This window comes from Acinetobacter sp. ANC_7635 (genome assembly GCF_056779945.1).
In genome coordinates, this window is sequence record NZ_JBWYIS010000004.1 from 150,890 (window position 1) to 170,248 (window position 19,359).

General features: G+C 39.2%; 19 protein-coding genes. 10 read left to right on the forward strand and 9 right to left on the reverse strand.

The window, feature by feature from the left end:
- Nucleotides 1-184: 184 nt before the first annotated feature.
- The gene (gene ptsP / locus AC1M89_RS07365) at nt 185-2,479 is read right to left on the reverse strand and encodes a phosphoenolpyruvate--protein phosphotransferase (RefSeq protein WP_481592417.1); all 2,295 of its coding nucleotides are present in this window, start codon (nt 2,477-2,479) and stop codon (nt 185-187) included.
- A 98-nt stretch (nt 2,480-2,577) separates the two neighbouring features.
- Complete coding sequence (locus AC1M89_RS07370; protein WP_035264177.1) at nt 2,578-3,048, reverse strand: RNA pyrophosphohydrolase; 471 nt, start codon at nt 3,046-3,048, stop codon at nt 2,578-2,580.
- A 183-nt stretch (nt 3,049-3,231) separates the two neighbouring features.
- On the opposite strand from AC1M89_RS07370, the gene AC1M89_RS07375 reads away from it, so the two are divergent.
- Both AC1M89_RS07375 and AC1M89_RS07380 read left to right on the forward strand, forming a co-directional pair.
- On the forward strand, nt 3,232-3,882 hold the full coding sequence (locus tag AC1M89_RS07375; RefSeq protein WP_481592416.1) for an HAD family hydrolase: 651 nt from the start codon (nt 3,232-3,234) through the stop codon (nt 3,880-3,882).
- 185 nt (nt 3,883-4,067) lie between these two features.
- Complete coding sequence (locus AC1M89_RS07380) at nt 4,068-4,319, forward strand: DUF2789 domain-containing protein (protein ID WP_481592415.1); 252 nt, start codon at nt 4,068-4,070, stop codon at nt 4,317-4,319.
- Between the two features lie 68 nt (nt 4,320-4,387).
- Here the strand turns inward: AC1M89_RS07380 and AC1M89_RS07385 are convergent, their stop codons facing one another.
- Together AC1M89_RS07385 and AC1M89_RS07390 are read right to left on the reverse strand one after the other, a co-directional pair.
- Complete coding sequence (locus tag AC1M89_RS07385) at nt 4,388-5,245, reverse strand: LysR family transcriptional regulator (RefSeq protein WP_035264171.1); 858 nt, start codon at nt 5,243-5,245, stop codon at nt 4,388-4,390.
- A 131-nt stretch (nt 5,246-5,376) separates the two neighbouring features.
- Nucleotides 5,377-5,613, reverse strand: coding sequence for a DUF2061 domain-containing protein (locus tag AC1M89_RS07390; RefSeq protein ID WP_035264169.1), 237 nt, complete (start codon nt 5,611-5,613; stop codon nt 5,377-5,379).
- A gap of 234 nt (nt 5,614-5,847) precedes the next feature.
- Here AC1M89_RS07390 and leuC point away from each other — a divergent pair, with 234 nt between their 5' ends.
- From leuC to leuB, 5 genes are all read left to right on the forward strand, one after another.
- On the forward strand, nt 5,848-7,296 hold the full coding sequence (gene leuC, locus AC1M89_RS07395) for a 3-isopropylmalate dehydratase large subunit (RefSeq protein ID WP_481592414.1): 1,449 nt from the start codon (nt 5,848-5,850) through the stop codon (nt 7,294-7,296).
- 12 nt (nt 7,297-7,308) lie between these two features.
- Entirely contained in the window at nt 7,309-7,638 is a 330-nt protein-coding gene (locus AC1M89_RS07400; RefSeq protein ID WP_481592413.1) for a hypothetical protein, read from the forward strand.
- 18 nt (nt 7,639-7,656) lie between these two features.
- Nucleotides 7,657-8,307 (forward strand): 3-isopropylmalate dehydratase small subunit, encoded by a 651-nt coding sequence (gene leuD, locus AC1M89_RS07405; protein ID WP_481592412.1) that lies wholly within the window; start codon nt 7,657-7,659, stop codon nt 8,305-8,307.
- 97 nt (nt 8,308-8,404) lie between these two features.
- Nucleotides 8,405-8,983, forward strand: coding sequence for a hypothetical protein (locus tag AC1M89_RS07410; RefSeq protein ID WP_179998722.1), 579 nt, complete (start codon nt 8,405-8,407; stop codon nt 8,981-8,983).
- Between the two features lie 30 nt (nt 8,984-9,013).
- Complete coding sequence (gene leuB / locus AC1M89_RS07415) at nt 9,014-10,093, forward strand: 3-isopropylmalate dehydrogenase (protein ID WP_179998721.1); 1,080 nt, start codon at nt 9,014-9,016, stop codon at nt 10,091-10,093.
- A 674-nt stretch (nt 10,094-10,767) separates the two neighbouring features.
- On the opposite strand, the gene infA is transcribed toward leuB, so the two are convergent.
- The gene (infA, locus tag AC1M89_RS07420) at nt 10,768-10,989 is read right to left on the reverse strand and encodes a translation initiation factor IF-1 (RefSeq protein WP_004692529.1); all 222 of its coding nucleotides are present in this window, start codon (nt 10,987-10,989) and stop codon (nt 10,768-10,770) included.
- Nucleotides 10,990-11,217: 228 nt separating this feature from the next.
- On the opposite strand from infA, the gene AC1M89_RS07425 reads away from it, so the two are divergent.
- The gene (locus AC1M89_RS07425) at nt 11,218-12,225 is read left to right on the forward strand and encodes an AraC family transcriptional regulator (protein WP_035264130.1); all 1,008 of its coding nucleotides are present in this window, start codon (nt 11,218-11,220) and stop codon (nt 12,223-12,225) included.
- Between the two features lie 52 nt (nt 12,226-12,277).
- On the opposite strand, the gene truA is transcribed toward AC1M89_RS07425, so the two are convergent.
- The 4 genes from truA to asd form a co-directional block, all read right to left on the reverse strand.
- Entirely contained in the window at nt 12,278-13,075 is a 798-nt protein-coding gene (gene truA / locus AC1M89_RS07430; protein ID WP_481587331.1) for a tRNA pseudouridine(38-40) synthase TruA, read from the reverse strand.
- A gap of 8 nt (nt 13,076-13,083) precedes the next feature.
- A complete protein-coding gene (locus AC1M89_RS07435; RefSeq protein ID WP_481592410.1) occupies nt 13,084-14,061 on the reverse strand; it encodes an asparaginase domain-containing protein in 978 nt (325 codons plus the stop codon).
- A 37-nt stretch (nt 14,062-14,098) separates the two neighbouring features.
- The gene (locus tag AC1M89_RS07440) at nt 14,099-16,024 is read right to left on the reverse strand and encodes a hypothetical protein (protein WP_481592409.1); all 1,926 of its coding nucleotides are present in this window, start codon (nt 16,022-16,024) and stop codon (nt 14,099-14,101) included.
- Between the two features lie 284 nt (nt 16,025-16,308).
- Nucleotides 16,309-17,427: an aspartate-semialdehyde dehydrogenase gene (asd, locus tag AC1M89_RS07445; RefSeq protein ID WP_481592408.1), complete on the reverse strand. Its 1,119-nt coding sequence runs from the start codon at nt 17,425-17,427 to the stop codon at nt 16,309-16,311.
- Nucleotides 17,428-17,613: 186 nt separating this feature from the next.
- Here asd and AC1M89_RS07450 point away from each other — a divergent pair, with 186 nt between their 5' ends.
- Nucleotides 17,614-18,738, forward strand: coding sequence for an endonuclease/exonuclease/phosphatase family protein (locus AC1M89_RS07450; protein ID WP_035264120.1), 1,125 nt, complete (start codon nt 17,614-17,616; stop codon nt 18,736-18,738).
- Nucleotides 18,739-19,109: 371 nt separating this feature from the next.
- Nucleotides 19,110-19,359, forward strand: a 250-nt coding sequence (locus AC1M89_RS07455) for a hypothetical protein (RefSeq protein WP_481592407.1), incomplete at its 3' end; no start/stop codon positions are given.

A 19,359-nucleotide genomic window follows, 5' to 3' on the forward strand; every position in this document is an offset into this window, starting at 1 on the left:
CATCGTTGAGCCATGACCTAGCGTATGATTTGAAATAGGTTTGTTAGGTGTTGAACTACTTTTTAATTTACTAATATATAAATGAAATAGAATTACCGAGATCGCTACGAAAAACATGAAGATAAAAAAAGCCAATTGATCATGTTGTTACTCAGCTCTTTCTCTGCTTAAACCGAGATTCATATTAGGCATTTACAATACGATTCGATTTCACCATATCCGCTAAACCATGATGACGGAAATAATATTCCATCCAACTTTTTACAATGAGTGGATTATTCATTTTCACCACTTCATCTAAAAGCGTTTGCGCATCTACCATTGGAACATGACAAATTGCTTTACGGACTCTGAGAATATTGCTCGAACTCATTGAAAGTGTATTAAAGCCCATCGCCATCAGTAAAATTGCTGAGAGTGGATCGCCAGCCATTTCACCACAAATACTGACAGGTTTGTCATATTTATGACACTCTTGAACTAAGCGTTGCAATGCTCGAAGCACTGAGGGATGGAAGTGAGAATAAACACTCGATACACGTGGGTTATTACGGTCGACTGCCAACAAATATTGGATTAAATCATTCGAACCCACAGAGAAGAAATCAACTAATTCTGCAAACTCACCAATTTGAAGTAAAACACTAGGTACTTCCACCATGATGCCAATTTTAGGACGATTAATTTTAACTTGTTCTTCTTCCTGAACCGCAGCTAAGTCACGCTCAATAATATAAAGCGCTTCTTCTACTTCACTGACGCTGGTGATCATTGGCAGCAAAATATGCAAATTATTCAAACCAACACTGGCTTTTAACATCGCACGAATTTGTGAAGAGAAAATCTCAGGATGATCCAAGGTGAAACGAATCCCTCTCCATCCTAATGCTGAGTTTTCTTCTTCTATTTCGAAATAAGGTAAATCTTTATCTGCACCAATATCCAAAGTACGCATCACGACTGGTTTATTGGCAAAGTGACTAAGTTGTTGACGGTAAATCGCCCGTTGCTCTTCTTCACCCGGGAAACGATCACGCAACATAAATGGAATTTCTGAACGATAGAGTCCGACACCTTTGGCACCACGTTGTACACCACGCACGACATCAATCATTAAACCTGTATTCACAAGTAAGCGTACTGCAACACCATCAGGAGTGATGGCATCTTTGGTTTCATACTGTTTAAGATCTTTGGCAATTTGTTCTTCTTCTTTTTGGATGTCACGATAACGTTGACGTAAACGGCGTGGTGGATTGATAAATACACGTCCTTGATAGGCATCAACAATCATTTCCACATCATCAAGTGTGGTTACTGGAAGCTCGGTTACCCCAACGACTGTCGGGATACCCAAAGCACGTGCCACAATCACCATATGTGAATTGGCAGCCCCTTCAGACGTCACAATCGCTGCAATCTTATCGACAGGTAGTTCAACCAATGCTGCCGTACTGATTTCCTCACCCACGATGATACTGTCATTACTCAGTTCACGATGACTCAGATCATCTTCTTGAAGTGCTGCTAAAATACGTCGCCCAAGGTCTTTTAGGTCTGCAACACGTTCTCGTAAATAATCGTCTTCCATTTGTGCAAAGATTGCCACATGACGATCTATAACGTGTTTAACTGCACCTTGAGCCCAGTGACCATCACGGATTAACTCTTTGATTTCAGCAGGCAGGGCATTCTCATCCAACATTCTCAAGAATACGCTAAATAATGCACGTTCCTCAGACATCAAAGAATCTTGCATTTTTTCATCAAGTGATTGAATTTCTTGGCGAACTGAATCAACCGCATGATCAAGTAATTCAAGCTCTTCACTAATATCTTCAGCTTCGCGGTCAGGTACTGAACCTAAATCTGCGGGTGGATAAAGAATAAGTGCACGACCTAATGCAATACCACCTGCACCTGATGATCCTTGAAATGTTTTATAGGTTGGAGAATTATTTGGCTTACGGAAAACATCAATATTTCCAACTGCATGCGCATGGGCGATAACGCCAGAAAGTTGCGCACAAAGTGTGACTAAAAACGATTCAGCAGCTTCGCTAAAGTCTTGTGGTTCAGTATTTTGAACCACGAGAACACCCATGACTTTTCGACGATACATGACAGGAACGCCAAGGAAAGAGTTATAAATCTCTTCACCCGTTTCTGGGAAATACGCGAAACGCTCATGCTTAAACGCATTCTCGATATTGACGATTTCCTCGCGTTGCCCAACGAGTCCGACCAAACCCTCACCCAGCTGCAGTGAGACATTGCCAATAGATTCAGCATTTAAGCCTTTGGAAGCCATCAAAACGTAACGTTGGTTACGTTCATCAAGTAAATAAATAGAGCACACATCTACATGCATTGCTTCAGAAATTTGGTTGACCATAATTTCTAACGAATCATGCAAACTGACAGACGCATTGATTTCTTGGACAATGCGCCGTAAAGAGTCTAATTGCATGTTCGACATGTAGCGGTGCTCCTCTTAAAGGGATGTAATTATGGTGATTATTCAAATAGTCGAAATAAAAATCAAACATTTAAATTCAATGTTTAATATAAATCATGCTATGGCAGATGCATACACAATTCCAACATGGCACGACGGTAAACATCTTTTTTGAAGTTCACCACTTGGCCTAGTGGATACCAATAGCTGACCCATTGCCATTGATCAAACTCTGGCGGATCATTTAAGTTCAACTGAATATGATTCGTTGACGCGACTAATTTCAATAAAAACCATTTTTGCTTTTGTCCGATACACACAGGATCAGAATCTGATCTGATGTAGCGAAGTGGCAAACGATAATGTAACCAACCTTCGGTCTGAGCAATTATTTGGACGTGCTCCGGCAATAACCCGACTTCTTCACGGAGTTCCCTGAAAAGTGCCTGTTCTGGAGTTTCACCAAATTGGATGCCTCCTTGAGGAAATTGCCAAGCATTGTGACCAATGCGTTTTGCCCATAAAACTTGTCCAATATCATTTGCCAAAATGATCCCGACATTCGGTCGGAAACCTTCTGAGTCGATCATTTGGCACCTAAAATTTATTAAATTCGTTGACTTTGGGTTCGGGGGCATCCACTCTCTATGCCCGACTCGAAAAGTTCAAAGTAATAATGTTTTAAAATTGCTATGATCTTAACGAATTTCTATCGACTAGCGGAGATAGATTTACATTTTTTTTCTTAAATTTCAGTTTGAACGAGTAATTTCATGAAATTGGCGTTGTTTGATTTAGATCACACCTTGTTAAATACCGACTCTGACCATTCTTGGGGCGAGTTTTTAGTCAATGAAGGCTTGGTTGATCCAGTTCGACATCGCGCCATGAATGACAAATTTTATGAAGACTACAAAGCAGGACAACTTGATCCAATTGCCTACAACGAATTTGTATTTGAATTTTTAACGCAACATGACAATGAGTATTTGACCGACTTACATCAGCTTTTTATGCAAAAAGTGATTCGACCTCAAATGCGTCCTGAAGGTTATAAAGCGATTCAACGTCATCAAGATGCTGGGCATCAATTAGTAGGAATTACCGCAACATCAGATTTTATTACTGCACCTATTTTTCGTGAATTTGGTATTACAGAAATTATTGCAACCAATGCAGAAGTGGTTGATGGTAAATATACGGGTAAAGTCATTAATATTCCGTGTTATCAAAAAGGTAAATTGGCACGATTAGATCAATGGCTCGAGGGACGAGACGTTACTGAATCATGGGCATATTCAGACTCCATTAACGATCGATTCTTATTGGAATATGCGGATCATGCGATTGCAGTCAACCCAGATGATCGTCTTGAAGGATTGGCTAAAGAGCAGGGTTGGGATATCCAAGACTGGTCCATTTAAGACAGTTTTATTCTCAAAATTAAATCATTGCTAAAGCCATTGTATCAATGGCTTTTTTTCATTGATCAGCATTGAAATAACTTGAGATGAAATTCAGCATAAATTTACAGACGCTTTCATCCCTTAGTGATACCTTATGCGCAAACAACTAACTTAAAATTAATCAAAATCATAAGGAATATACGATGATAAATGCAGAGCCAAGAATGACCAACTTATTTGAGCAATTAGGATTGGATTCTAGCGAGCAAGCTATTGCAGAATTTATTGAAACACATCAGTTAGAAGCTGAAACCTTTTTGACTGAAGCAAGTTTTTGGTCTGAAGGTCAACGTCAATTTTTGAAAGAAAAATTATGTTCAGATGGTTCATGGGCATTAATTATCGATCAGCTCAATGAGTCTTTACATGAAGATTCATTGAAGAAAAAAGCTTAAGTAGCTCACTTGTCTTAAAAAGTAAAAAGTCATCTGATTAGATGACTTTTAAATATCGAGTGCTGAAATTATTTCATTAAATCAACCAATGCTTTGGCTGCCTTAGATTGGGTGCGTCCCGGATGCCAAACCATACCCAATTGACGCTGCATTTCTAAATTAATATCCAGTCTGACCAGGTCTTGATTGACTAAAGTACTTGGCAAGACAGACCAACCTAACCCAATAGAAGCCAACATGCGAATGGATTCAAGCGGATTATTGCTCATGGACACTTTAGGTTTTAATCCATTTTTTTCAAATTCTGCAAGGGTGATCTGCGCTGTATATGTTTGAGCTGCAGGTAATAAACTTGGATACTGCATGAGATCTTCAAGGCTTAAATTTTTCATATTTGCCAATGGATGAAAAACTGCAGCAACGAAAACCAAAGGATCACTCCATAAAGGAACATATTTTAAACGTTCATCTAGGACAGGGGGTAAGGTTAAGAATGCCAGTTCAAGATCACCAGCTAACACTTTTTCATGCGCTTGTTCTGAATCTACAAAATGCACATCTAATGTCACATCAGGATATTGCTGAACATAGCTTTTTAAATGTTGCGGTAAATGATGTAATCCAATGTGATGGCTGGTACCAACTTTAAGCTTTCCTTTAATCTGATTTTGGTCGTGGCTTAAGGTGTGATGAATATCACCTAGTTCATTTAACCAATTTTTAACTTTTGGAAGCAGGGAATGAGCCGCATGGGTGGCTTGTACACCTCGGCCAGCAGATTCAAATAATTTGACACCAAAATAATCTTCTAAACTATGAATACGTTTGGTAACAGCGGGCTGAGTGATAAATAGTTGATCAGCTGCCATAGAAATCGAACCCGTTTCCATGACTTTTATAAAAGCTTCAAAGGCAGCAAGATTCATAATTTAAACTCGGTTATGAAAATATTATTTAATTATAAAATAAATTTATATCTATTGCGAAGTAATTCTTCATAAACTGTTGCAAAAAAAGCCGCATAGTGCGGCTTAGATGAGGAGGATCACAGGTGAAACTATGCGACGATATTTTCTTCCTGTTGTATCGTTTTTTTCTCCCACACGCGTTCGTGAATGAAATAAGCCACGGCTTGTACAGTAGGCTCAAGTAAACTCAAAGTAATTGCCATCCAAATGCTGCCTGTGACAAGGTAGCCTACAATCATGGCTACCGTAATGTGCATAATATAGTAGCTTAATGTTTTTTTGAACATGCGTTGATTATCTTCAACAAATTTTTGAATATGTGCCATGTGAACATCCTCAGTTGGTGGTGATCTTGGAGATGTTTAAATGATAAGCATTCTTATTTAATCTGTAAAAGCGAATATTATTTTTAAATTAATCGTTTTTATAGATGGTTTTTGTGTTTAAATTGATTCTAAAAAGTTTTTAAACTAATAAAAATGATAAATTAGATTTATGTGAATAGGCCGTTATAATCGTAATTAATGACAGAATTACCCAGTCCAGTGGAGCAAATCGACATGGCAGGCGAAACCCAAAAAGCAGAAACTCAAACAAAAAAAACGTTGTACGATAAATTGTGGGACGATCATTTAGTTAAACAACGCGATGATGGTTCTTCTTTACTTTATATCGACCGTCACTTGTTGCATGAAGTGACTTCTCCACAAGCTTTTGAAGGCTTACAACTTGCAGGACGTAAACCTTGGCGTTTAAGTGCAAACGTGGCAACTCCTGACCATAACGTACCAACGTCTACGAAAGAGCGTTCTGAAGGGATTGCGGGGATCGAAGATGATACTTCACGTATCCAAGTGCAAACTTTAGATGATAACTGTAAAACATTTAATGTTGCACAGTTTGATATCAACGATGTCCGTCAAGGGATCGCACACGTTGTTGGACCTGAGCAAGGTTTAACTTTACCGGGTATGACGGTTGTTTGTGGTGACTCTCATACAGCGACGCATGGTGCGTTTGGTTGCTTGGCACACGGTATTGGGACATCAGAAGTTGAACATGTATTGGCAACGCAATGTTTAGTTCAAAAGAAAATGAAAAACATGTTAGTACGTGTTGATGGTAAATTGGGTCAAGGCGTAACACCAAAAGACGTGGTTTTAGCGATTATCGGTAAAATTGGTACTGCTGGTGGTACTGGACATGCGATTGAGTTTGGTGGTCAAGTATTCCGTGACATGTCGATCGAAGGTCGTATGACGGTATGTAATATGGCGATTGAAGGCGGTGCCCGTGTCGGTATGGTTGCTGTAGATGAGAAAACCATTGAATATGTGAAAAACCGTCCTTATGCACCGAAAGGTGAGCAGTGGGATCAAGCTGTAGCTTATTGGAATACTTTACATTCTGATGAGGGTGCACACTTTGATACAGTGGTTGTATTACAAGGTGAAGAGATTGAGCCACAAGTGTCTTGGGGTACATCTCCTGAGATGGTGATTCCTGTATCGCAAGCAGTACCGACATTAGAACAAGCAAAAGATGATGTACAACGTAACGATTGGACACGTGCTTATCAATATATGGGCTTAACCGCGGGTCAAGCATTGTCTGATATTAAATTGGATCGCGTATTTATCGGTTCTTGCACCAACTCTCGTATTGAAGATATCCGTGCGGCAGCTGAAGTTGCAAAAGGCAAAAAAGTTGCAAGCACGATTAAGCAAGCGATGGTTGTTCCGGGTTCTGGCTTAGTCAAAGCACAAGCAGAAGCTGAAGGTTTGGATAAAATCTTAATTGAAGCTGGTTTTGAATGGCGTGAGCCGGGTTGCTCAATGTGTTTAGCAATGAACGCAGACAAATTACAACCAGGTGAGCACTGTGCATCAACATCAAACCGTAACTTCGAAGGTCGTCAAGGTAATGGTGGTCGTACGCATTTAGTGAGTCCAGCGATGGCAGCAGCAGCGGCAATTGCAGGTCACTTTGTAGATGTGCGTACGTTCTAAGCAAACCTAGAAATGAGTTATGTAACTGAAGTGAAATGCTCACTGACTAGAGACTCAGTTTGCATGGGGGATGATGTAAATGTTCCTCATTTGTTACAGACTCACATTGTAAAATATGAACAGAGTGAACAGTTTTTCAATGAAATTTTAAAACACTATTCATTTCCAGCTATGGCATGTTGGTCTTGTTATTTAAATGATGAACTGTTTGCACTCATTAAATTTGATCATAAAGAAAATGGAGTCCATGTGGAGTACAAATATTTAAAAGATAAAGTTGAACTGTTAAAAGTTAATTTTATACATTTTAGATATGATAGTTCTTGTGAAACATGGTCTTGATTCCATTAGGTAGTAATCATGAAAAAATATACCGTTGAACAAGGTATCGTTGCACCATTAGATCGTGCCAATGTCGATACAGATTTGATTATTCCAAAGCAGTTTTTAAAATCAATTAAGCGTACAGGTTTTGGTGCGAATTTATTTGATGAATTACGTTATTTGGATGAAGGTTATTTGGGTCAAGATAACTCAAAACGTCCTCTAAACCCTGACTTTGAGTTGAACAAGCCTCGTTACCAAGGCGCATCAATTTTGATCTCACGTGCTAACTTTGGTTGTGGTTCAAGCCGTGAACACGCGCCATGGGCTTTAGAAGAATATGGTTTCCGTACCGTAATCGCACCAAGCTATGCAGACATTTTCTACAACAACAGCTTTAAAAATGGCATGTTACCAGTGATCTTGTCTGAAGAGATTGTGGATCAATTATTCAAAGAGTGTGCAGCTCAAGAAGGTTATCAGTTAACGATTGATCTTGAAGCACAAGAAGTGCGTACACCATCTGGTGAAGCATTTAAATTTGAAGTTGATCCATTCAGAAAGCACTGTTTGTTGAATGGTTTAGATGATATTGGTTTAACGTTACAAGCGGCAGAAGATATTCGTGCTTATGAGGAAAGAACTAAAGCTGTTCGTCCATGGGTATTCCAAGAAATCAAAGCGTAACTGACACTTTAAGCTATAGTGCTCTGATTCAAGTCTTGCTAATATCGGTGCAAAATTATTCTTTTAGTTTTGCGCCGTTTGGTGAGGTTGGGCACAAATGAAGGCAAAAGTTTTATTACGCTATGCGTTTTTCGGATTGTCTGTCGCCGTTTTATCCGCTTGTCAGACCGTAGACCGATTACAACTGAAAAAGATTAAAGAAACGCCTGAAACCAGAAATCATGCTTTGATTTATTGCTCAGGAACGCTGAATTGTGAGTTTGAAAGATTCGATGAGCATCCCATTGTTGATGCTCAATCTCGAAGATTAGATCAGCGTGCGATCAAGCAAGGTATCGTGCGATTAAATGCTGGCTCTTTGAAAGATCCGCAAGCCTTATATCTTTCAGTTCCTGCTGGACTGCATGAAGTGGTGGTTCGCTTTTATCCGATTTCAGAGGAAAAAGCAGAAACTATTAATGTCATCCATCGCTTCGAAGCAAAAAAAGATTACCGATTTGTAATGTTTAGAGATCGAAGCAGTGGGAAAAAAAGTTTACTTGATGCTTCTGCACCAGAGCCATTATGTGTTGACTTGTTGCAAGAGCAACAAACCATTCGTCGTTTCTGCAAACCCTATAATGTTCTCAATGGACTAGGTGAGTTTGTGGAACAAAAAAATTTAAAAACACGTTAGTTCATACTAACTTTATAAATGGAAAATCTCATGTCTAAACAAATCTTGATTTTAGCTGGTGACGGCATTGGTCCTGAAATTGTAAAAGCAGCTGAACAGGTCCTCACCCGTGTCAATGAAAAATTCAATCTAGATTTAACATGGGAACAAGGTTTATTGGGTGGCGCTGCAATTGATGCGCATGGTTCACCTTATCCAGAAGTTACCTCTGAACAAGCAAAAAAAGCAGATGCGATTTTGTTAGGTGCTGTTGGTGGTCCGAAGTGGGACACAATTGAGCGCTCAATTCGTCCTGAGCGTGGTTTATTGAAATTACGTAGCGAACTTAACCTTTTCGCTAACTTGCGCCCAGCGATCTTGTATCCTCAATTGGCAGATGCTTCAAGTTTGAAACCTGAAATTGTTTCAGGCTTAGATATTTTAATTGTCCGTGAATTAACTGGTGGTATTTACTTCGGTCAACCACGTGGTATTCGCGAATTAGAGAATGGTGAGAAGCAAGGCTTTAATACCGACGTATATGCAGAGTCAGAAATCAAACGTATTGCTAAAGTGGCGTTTGAAATGGCGAAACTACGCGGTGGTAAAGTGTGTTCAGTAGATAAGGCAAATGTTCTTGAAGTCACTGAGCTTTGGAAACAAACAGTAACTCAGTTACATGCTGAACAGTATGCTGACATTAACTTGTCACATATGTACGTTGACAATGCAGCAATGCAATTGGTTCGTGCACCTAAACAATTTGATGTGATCGTAACAGGTAACTTGTTCGGTGATATCTTGTCTGATGAGGCTGCGATGTTGACTGGTTCAATCGGTATGTTGCCATCAGCTTCATTAGATGAAAATGGTAAAGGGATGTATGAGCCTTGTCATGGTTCAGCACCAGATATCGCAGGTCAAAATATCGCAAACCCATTGGCAACAATTTTATCTGTTGCAATGATGCTTCGATATACGTTCCGTCAAGAAGCTGCAGCAAAAGCGATTGAAGATGCAGTAGGGAATGTTTTAGATCAAGGTTTACGTACAGCTGACATTATGTCTGAAGGCATGAAGAAGGTCGGGACAATTGAAATGGGTGAAGCAGTTGTTGCAGCGCTTAACTAATTTCAGTTGATTCATTCAAAACGCAGCCTATGAGCTGCGTTTTTTATTGCCGAGCTTTCGAAAGCGATATTTTTTTTTAACTAAAAACACTCGAGCAAGTCATTACGTTACCGTATCACAGCTTTGCTGAAGCTGCACGTACAGGAATAACAAAATCATTTTCATCTCTCATCGAATTTCCCATTGGAATCGAGGTGTTGACTATACGTTCAAAGGTGAAAATGGATCGATCATCTCGAATCTCAAGATTGGGCTTCAGCTTAATGTTAAAAGAATTCAACTCGGTAGTTTATCGGATATGTTGGATATCTTGTCCTACAAATTGTGAAACATAAGTATTCATATTTTTTTTGTTCTGAAAATTTGCTGTTTGGCATGCCGTAAACAGGAAAAGTGTAAATATGCAGATGGGCAAAAAACACAATTTATTTAGTGCACGAAATAGTGGGGCAGTACGACGATTTTTTTGTGGTTGAGTGTGTATATGAGGATTGTTTTTATATTTGATTGAAAGTTAAGAATAAATAGTGAGTTTAATTATTCTATATATCTGAATTTATCTCTTATCACAAAGACAGGCGATTGATTTAGCTGAATGAACTTTCTATGCGATTCATAAAATAAAAGTACAAAAACAAAAAAGCCACTCAATGTGGCTTTTCGCTTACTAACACTTAGCGTGCACGGTAAGTAATGCGACCCTTAGATAAGTCATAAGGTGTCATTTCAACTTTAACACTGTCGCCAGTCAAAATACGAATATAGTGTTTACGCATTTTACCAGAAATGTGTGCAATTACTTCGTGACCGTTTTCTAAACGTACACGGAACATAGTATTAGGAAGCGTTTCGGTGACAACGCCTTCGAACTCGATAAGTTCCTCTTTATTGGCCATAGCCTACCTGATGATCAAATTGGAAAGGCGCAAATTATAGGCAAAATTTTAGAAAAAAACAAGGTTAAACCAAGTTCAGTCGGCGTTTCTATGGTCAAACTTGTCGAACAAACAAATAAAATTTTTAAACAAAAAAATGCTTAACTATGTTGTCAGTTTGGTCAATCGACTGTAATCTAATTCATAAGTTTTAAGTAAATATTAATAACATACAAGGAAGGGCACTGCGTGAGTCAGCTAACTGATGCTTCGGTTGTTCTACGATTAGGTTATCAAGCAATTCGTCGTGCTGGATTGCCCACAGAAGAAATTTTAACAAAAGCGGGTGTGGCCTTAAATCAAGTAGATCAAAATGCGCGTACGCCTTTAAGCGCGCAGTACGCTTTCTGGGTTGCTGCCGAAGAAGTCAGTAAAGATCCAGACATTGGTCTACATTTAGGTGAGCATTTACCACTTTATCGTGGTCAAGTGATTGAACATCTTTTTATTTCATCTGAAAATTTTGGCGAAGGCCTGAAAAGGGCTTTAGCATATCAACGTCTAATCAGTGATGCATTTCATGCCAAATTGGTTATTGAAGATGATCGTTGCTACCTAACCAATGGTGAACAACCTTTCTCTGAAAACCTAGTCAATCGTCATTTTTCTGAGTGCGCGATTTCAGGCATTTTAAGATTCTTCAAATTTATTACTGAAGGTCGTTTTCAACCTATATATATCGATTTTAACTTTAGCGAGGGTGCTTCAGACGATGAGTATTTCCGTGTATATGAGTGCCCGGTAAGTTTAGGCCAAAAAGAAACGCGACTTTATTTTGATCCTGCAATTTTAGATTATGTACTTTGGCAAGCCGAGCCAGAATTACTTCAACTGCATGAGCAGTTGGCGATTGAAAAATTACAGGAGTTGGCTCGATACGATTTAGTGGGTGAGGTGCGCCGTGCTATTGGATCAACACTTGAGAGTGGAGAAACAACGCTAGAAACTGTGGCAGCTCAGTTGAATATTACCCCACGTCGTTTGAGAACACAGCTCAGTGAAGCCAATACAAGCTTCCAGCAAATTTTATCTGACTATCGTTGTCGTTTAGCTAAAAAACTTTTGGCAAATACCAATGAAAGCGTAGAGAGAATTGTCTATCTGACGGGTTTCTCGGAACCAAGTACGTTCTATCGGGCCTTTAAACGATGGACCAATGAGACACCTGTTGAATATCGTAAGCGGAAACAGCGCTAAAAAAGTCCCTTCTTATGAAGGGATTTTTTTCTATTTAATTCAAAATAAAAATCTATTCAGGCATGTTTAACCAATGAGGGCCTAGGGGTACTTTAGGCAAGTTAAACTCTTCAGGATAGTGTGCTTGGATAAAGTAAAGGCCGTCAGGTGGTGCTGTGATCCCTGCTGCTTTACGGTCTTCTGCTGCGAATATTTCATCGATATGGTCAATGCCGTACATCCCCTGACCAATTTCCAGTAAACAGCCCATAATATTACGAACCATGTGATGTAAAAAACCATCTGCTTGGATGTCAAGAACAAGGTAAGCACCGTGTTTGATGAGTTTGCAATGGCTCACATGGCGTACAGGTTGGTTGGATTGACACGCAGCAGCTCGAAAACTTTCAAAGTTATGAGTACCCTCAAATTTTGAGGCTGCAGCAATCATTTTATCTACATCAAGTGGGTAATAAGCATGCGTTACTTGTTTGTGGAGTAAGGCAGGGCGCATGGGGCTGTTATAAACGACATAACGATAACGGCGAGCCTGCGCTTTAAAGCGTGCATGAAAATCACTATCCATTTCTTGAATCCATTGGATGGCAATATCTTTAGGAAGTGTACTGTTAGCCCCCATAAGCCAGCCACGAATTGGACGTATTGCATTTGTGTCAAAGTGAGCCACCATATTTGTGGCATGAACACCTGCATCTGTTCGACCCGCACCATGCAAAATGATGGGTTCATCAGCAATTTTGCTCAACACTTTTTCCATGGTTTCTTGTACGCTCGGCACACCAGGTTGCTGTGTTTGCCAACCTCGATACCGAACGCCACTAAACTCAATTCCGATTGCAAAACGCGGCATTTGAACCTCTAATTTGATGAATCATACCAATGTTTTAACCATTGATCTGTGGAGGGGTATTGTAAATACATTTTTAGAATTTTGGCATAAAGATCGGCATCACTGAGTGTATCGTCTATTAAAATATCAGATGCTTGAATCCAACTGCTAATTGCATAGCGTTGATCTAATTCTCCAAACATGACCTGACTACTTAATATAATATGGCAGCCTAAGGCACGAAGCTGCTTCAAAATATCTGTGGTATCCGCATTAATTGCTAAATTACCGGTTCCATATGCTTGAAGTATGAGTACATGAGGCGGATTGTCGATAAAACGCGTTAAATGCTGATTGAATAATTTGATTTCAATGGGGCGAAGACTCAGATTCGCAATATTGAGTTGTATCGAGCGTTCAATATGTTGCTCAGTAATGTTGAAAAAAGAACTTGATATGGGCTTGATGACATTTGTAAATGCTTCACCACAAAATGCATTTAGTGCCGTGCGATGAGTCTTGACTGCAGTTCTGGCATGAAAAATTTGATGGTTAAAGCATAAGTAAACACCATCAGACATATTTTCCATATGTTGGATGGCATGATTCAGATTATCTAAAGCATCGCTCGATGGATGCAAAGATGTCGCTGCATGATTGAGCAGAGGAAATTGGCTACCTGTGATAATGACTCGACACGTATCATGGAGAAATCGAGAAAGAATAGCCGCAGCATAACTCATGGTATCGGTACCATGAATGACAATAAAATTTTGAAATTGTTTAGCTTGTAATTGTTGAATTTGTTGGATTAACAGCAACCAATCACGCGCCGTACATGCACTACTGTCTTTAATCTCATGAGCCTGGACAAGCTCGATTTGATTTTGAACGGGCAAAATTTCTTTTAATTGCGGAAAAAAATCGGCAGCAGGCATAGGCGCTAAAGGTTCACCAACGCAACCAAATGTCCCACCCATATAGATTAAAGCTATTTTTGAACTCATAAAAAAAGCAGCCTGATTAGACTGCTTCATATTAAGATTAATTGGAATCAGATTCCATGCTCTCTCGGAGTTTTGCTGCACGCATTTTTTGTTCGTCATTGTAATGCGATTCATATTCCGTAATTAATTTTTCTGCTTCATCAAACGCGCCAAATTTAATGTATTGATCCGCTAAATCTAAGTTAAGTTGAATTTCATCAACGTTGAGTAATTCAGGAAAACGTTGTACAAGAGGATCATCAGGACGATTCGGATTCATTTTTATCGCAGATGTTTCATGCGAATGATTCTGTTGCACTTCTACATTTTCATCTGATGAATTGAGGTCAAAATTAAACTCGTTTGTCGGTTCAATTGAGCTTTCTATTGTAGATTTTGAATCAAGATTTTCCTCAAAGTCGAAAGTTACAAAATCTAAAATCTGATCATTTACGCTTTGCTTTGAAACTTTTGCTGAGCTAGATGTTTCAGCATCAAAGTTAAAATCATCTGAAAGATCAAAAGTGAGTTCATCCTTGGATGTTGTTGTTTGAGAATGAGACTGTTCCGATTGATCTGAAAAGTTAAATTCCAATGGATCGATTTCAATATTCAGTTCTTGTAGATTTTTTTCTGATGGAGAAGAACTCAGTGCTGAATGAGGGAGATCTGTTTTTTCACCCCATTCTTGACTCAAATCAAGTGTGAAGTCGAGATTTTGGATGGACTCATTTTCTGAAGCACGGTTCTCTCTAGCGGTCGACTGCACTGATTCTGTTTGTGATTTATTTTCAGACTGAAAACTGGTGAAGTCTAAATCAAACTCTAAGGGTGCGCGATCTTCAGTCGATTGATTGGTTGTTTCAGATTCAGTCTGTGTTTGAGCATTTTGCTCGAAAGTTAAATCTGTCGTTATAAATTCTAAAGATGTTTGCTCTTTTGATGCAGGAGCCTTCTCATCAACTTGCTCGAATGGATGTTGTGAAGTGGGTTGAGGTGTATCTTCCATAAAAAAATCGAGTTCAAAATGCTCGTTTTGCGATGGAGTCTCCTGTTCAGTTGCCTGCTGATTTTCAGCCTGATCAGAAGGGAGCTGGTCAATGATTTCTTCATTGGTTTTATTGAGCGTAAACTCTTCTGCTAAATCGAGCTGTTCTGAGCTAAATACAAAATGAGCAGTAGGTTCAGCAGAGACATGCTCAGTTTCTTCTTCAGGGGTGCTTTTCTTCTCTTTGGCTTGTAAGGGATGTGGGTATTGTTCTGTTTCAAACACAAATGTTGAGCTTTGAGAAGGAAGAGAAGATTGCTCTGTGGTCTCATTTGTTTCAGTGGGTGTGCTTTCCTGAGAGCTATGTTGTTCATCCTGAGACTTGATGAGATGATCAAAAGCTTGTTCTGATTGCACTGCAGGAATTTCAGTTATAAAACTGGTGCTATGAAACTGTGCAGCATGACGAGGCTGATTCTCAGTGTTCGATATATCCCGTGATTCTTTCGCAATTTCTTTATTATGTTCCGCTTCTTTTGCAGCTTTAAGTTTGTCTTCAGCTTCATCCGCAATGTAATGTAATCCAGTGGAGCGTAAATAATTACTTAATTGTTTTAAAGCAAATTCATCATTCTGTAGGATGTGAATATCAATCAAATACGAGTAAAGCTCATGTTGTCTAGGATCACGATTCAATGCTTGATTGATTTTTGCTTCGGCTGACATATAGCTTTCTGATTGAATTAAGTATTCAATGCTGGCTTTAAGTTCATCAGCCACTGGTTCGGCACTTAAGTCTTGTGGTGCGCCATGACCGTGCTGTGAATAGGCTTGTTGTGGGGTGGAGCGAGTTTTAGGGCTTTTCTTAGCGCGTTTTACACTCACATTTTTTTTAGATTTTGTTGATCCTGTGTCACCATTTTTTTGTTTATCCTCACGTTTTTTGAGCACCAGTGCGATTAACAGCAAGACGACAAATGGAATGACATACAACATAATTTTTCCCCTTCATTGAATTCAATGAATTTATTGCAAATCTAATACCTGAGTGCTCGAAATATTGGACTGTTTTTAATCCCGATTTTTTATATTCTCAGTTCATCATTATGCATCGATCAAGATGTTCGAAATAAGAAGTGATGAGATTGTAATTTAACTGTTTTTTGTATAGATGTCATAATATTTCCTTTCAAATAGCACTCCAAGCTCTAATCAATTCAAATTGCATAAAAAAAGCCGATCTAATCAGACCGGCTTTTTATTGAAGTGACTATTAAAAATTAAGCATTTTTATAGTCAATCAAGATGCGTAGCATACGGCGTAAAGGTTCAGCAGCACCCCAAAGTAATTGGTCACCAACAGTGAACGCGCCTAAATACTCTTTACCCATATTGAGTTTACGTAAACGACCTACTGGAACAGTAAGCGTGCCTGTTACTGCAACAGGTGTAAGATCAGTCATTGATGCTTCACGTGTGTTCGGCACAACTTTAGACCAGTCATTTGCACTTGCAATGATGTCTTCAATTTCATTTAAAGGAACATCTTTACGAAGTTTTAAAGTCAATGCTTGTGAGTGACAGCGCATTGCACCAATACGTACACAGTGACCATCAATAGGTACAATTTGTGAATTACCAAGAATCTTATTGGTTTCAACTTGACCTTTCCATTCCTCTTTCGATTGACCGCTTTCAAGCTGTTTGTCGATATAAGGAATTAAAGAACCTGCTAAAGGTACACCGAAGTTTGCTGAAGGGAATCCTTCACCACGTTGTAGTTCAGCAATTTTAGAGTCGATATCTAAAATTGGAGAACGTGGATCGTCTAATAGATCTTTTGTATTGTTATACAAATAGCCCATACCTGTGATGAGTTCACGCATGTTTTGCGCACCCGCACCAGAAGCAGCTTGGTAAGTCATTGAAGTCGCCCATTCAACAAGATTGTTTTGGAACAGACCACCAAGACCCATTAACATCAATGAAACAGTACAGTTACCGCCTACAAATGTTTTCGTACCTTTTACCAAACCGTCTTTGATCACATTCATGTTGACTGGATCTAATACGATGATTGCTTCATCGTCCATACGCAATGTAGATGCAGCGTCAATCCAGTAACCATTCCAACCATCAGTTTTCAACTTAGGGAAAACTTCAGTGGTATAATCACCACCTTGGCAGGTAATAATGACATCCATTTGCTTCAGACTATTAATGTCTGTCGCATCCATAAGTGCTGGGGCAGTTTTACCACCAAACGCAGGGGCTTCACCACCTGCATTACTGGTAGAGAAGTAGAATGGCTCAAAATGAGCGAAATCATTCTCTTCAACCATACGTTGCATAAGGACGGAACCAACCATCCCGCGCCAACCGACCAGACCTACTTTCATGTCACTTTGCCTCGGTGCGTTAAAATAAAAAAGGGGGTTCGAGTGTATCAAAAGAGTGTATAACTGCAAGTGGTACACAATCAAAACAGCAAATATATTGTGCAATATATCTTGTTTATGTTACATGCAAAACTAATATAAATTTATGAATCATCGAAAAATTAAGAATATATAAAGAGAAGCGCTATGCTATGGATTGAGATACTGGCTGTTGTTGTGATTTGGTTAAGTTTTTGGTCTTTGATTCCGCGTGATGAGTGGTGGTTTCGAGGTGCCGATTTTCCAAGACTACAAATTTTAGCCCTAGGCTTTATCGCATTTATCCTCCTGTTGATTTGGGATGGGGAATGGGATTTAAGACGCCAAGTCATATTTGTTGGATTAATTGCTGCATTAGCATATCAATTGAAGATGGTTTTGCCTTATACCTTAATTTGGAAAAAACAGGTGAAACAGGTCCAACCAGATCAACTTGATCCATCAAAGCAAATCTCTTTAATTGTGTCGAATGTTTTAACACCAAATACAGAATATCATCGTTTGATTGAACAGATTCATCAGCATCAACCCGATATCGTATTGACGCTTGAAACAGACCAAACCTGGCAGAATGAACTTTCGGTCATTGAGGCGGATTATCCTTATCGTGTTCCAGTACCTTTAGATAATCTCTATGGAATGCATCTCTACAGTAAGTTGGAATTGAGTGATACCGAAGTCAAATTCATACTGAGTAATGAGATTCCTTCTATTCATACCACAGTGAAATTGCGTTCTGGACAGCCAGTTCAATTATATTGTTTACATCCCAAACCGCCGAGTCCAACTGAAGCCAAAGACTCTACATTACGTGATGCTGAATTGTTGATTGTCGGTGATCAAATTAAAGACTTGGATGAAAGTTGCATTGTCATGGGAGATCTAAACGATGTGGCATGGTCTCGTACCACACGACTATTTCAACGTATCAGTGGTTTGTTAGACCCGCGTGTTGGACGTCATTATGTCAATACCTTCCATGCGGACTATCCGCTATTACGATGGTCACTCGATCATGTATTCCACAGCACTGATTTTGCTTTGGTGAAAATGGAGCGATTACCGCATATTGGTTCGGATCATTTTCCTGTGTACGTTGTTTTACAAACTGGACGACAATTTGAGCAAGTACAGCAAGAATTAGAACAGACGGATGCTGATGAGCAAGAGGCTCAGGAGGCGATTCAAGAAGGTATTGCGAAAGCTGAGAAAGAAGAGAAACAAGTGACAGATGAAATTGCGCAAGATTATAAAGATGGCAAACAAGTGTGAATGGATGCGTGTAAGAAATTGCTTACAATGAATGTGTCTGTTGACCCATAGTCACGAAGCGAGCTTAAGCGTAATCTAAGCTTATCGGCACAGGGAGTGGGAATGGAATGATCCCAATATGGAAGACGACGCCGACGGAAAATCATCATGGAGATGATGTAGGAAAGGAAAGCCAATAAAACAATAATATGATTTTTGAAAAGCACAACCTCATCGACCCGAGTTTTACAGGATGTAGAACTCGGGTTTAGTTTATGGTGGATTTAAACGTTTAAATGCATACAGGTCGAATGAATTAAATCTCGTTATTCAGCTCTAATCTTTTATTAATGCTATGATTTGCCAAAATGAAAATATTGAGCAGATGGGGTATGAGTTTGTTTCTTAAAAATATGAAAGACATAACTACAAGCAAATCCTTCGCTTCGATCGTTGTGTTAAATGTACTAATGAGTACCAATGTTTTTGCACAAGAAGCTGATGAAAAAATGATGGATGCGGTTGCATCTCAAGAACAGGTCGCGAACACTGAAGCTAAAGAAGCTAAAGAAGCTAAAGAAGCTAAAGAAGCTAAAGAAGCTAAAGAAGCTAAAGAAGCTAAAGAAGCTAAAGAAGCTAAAG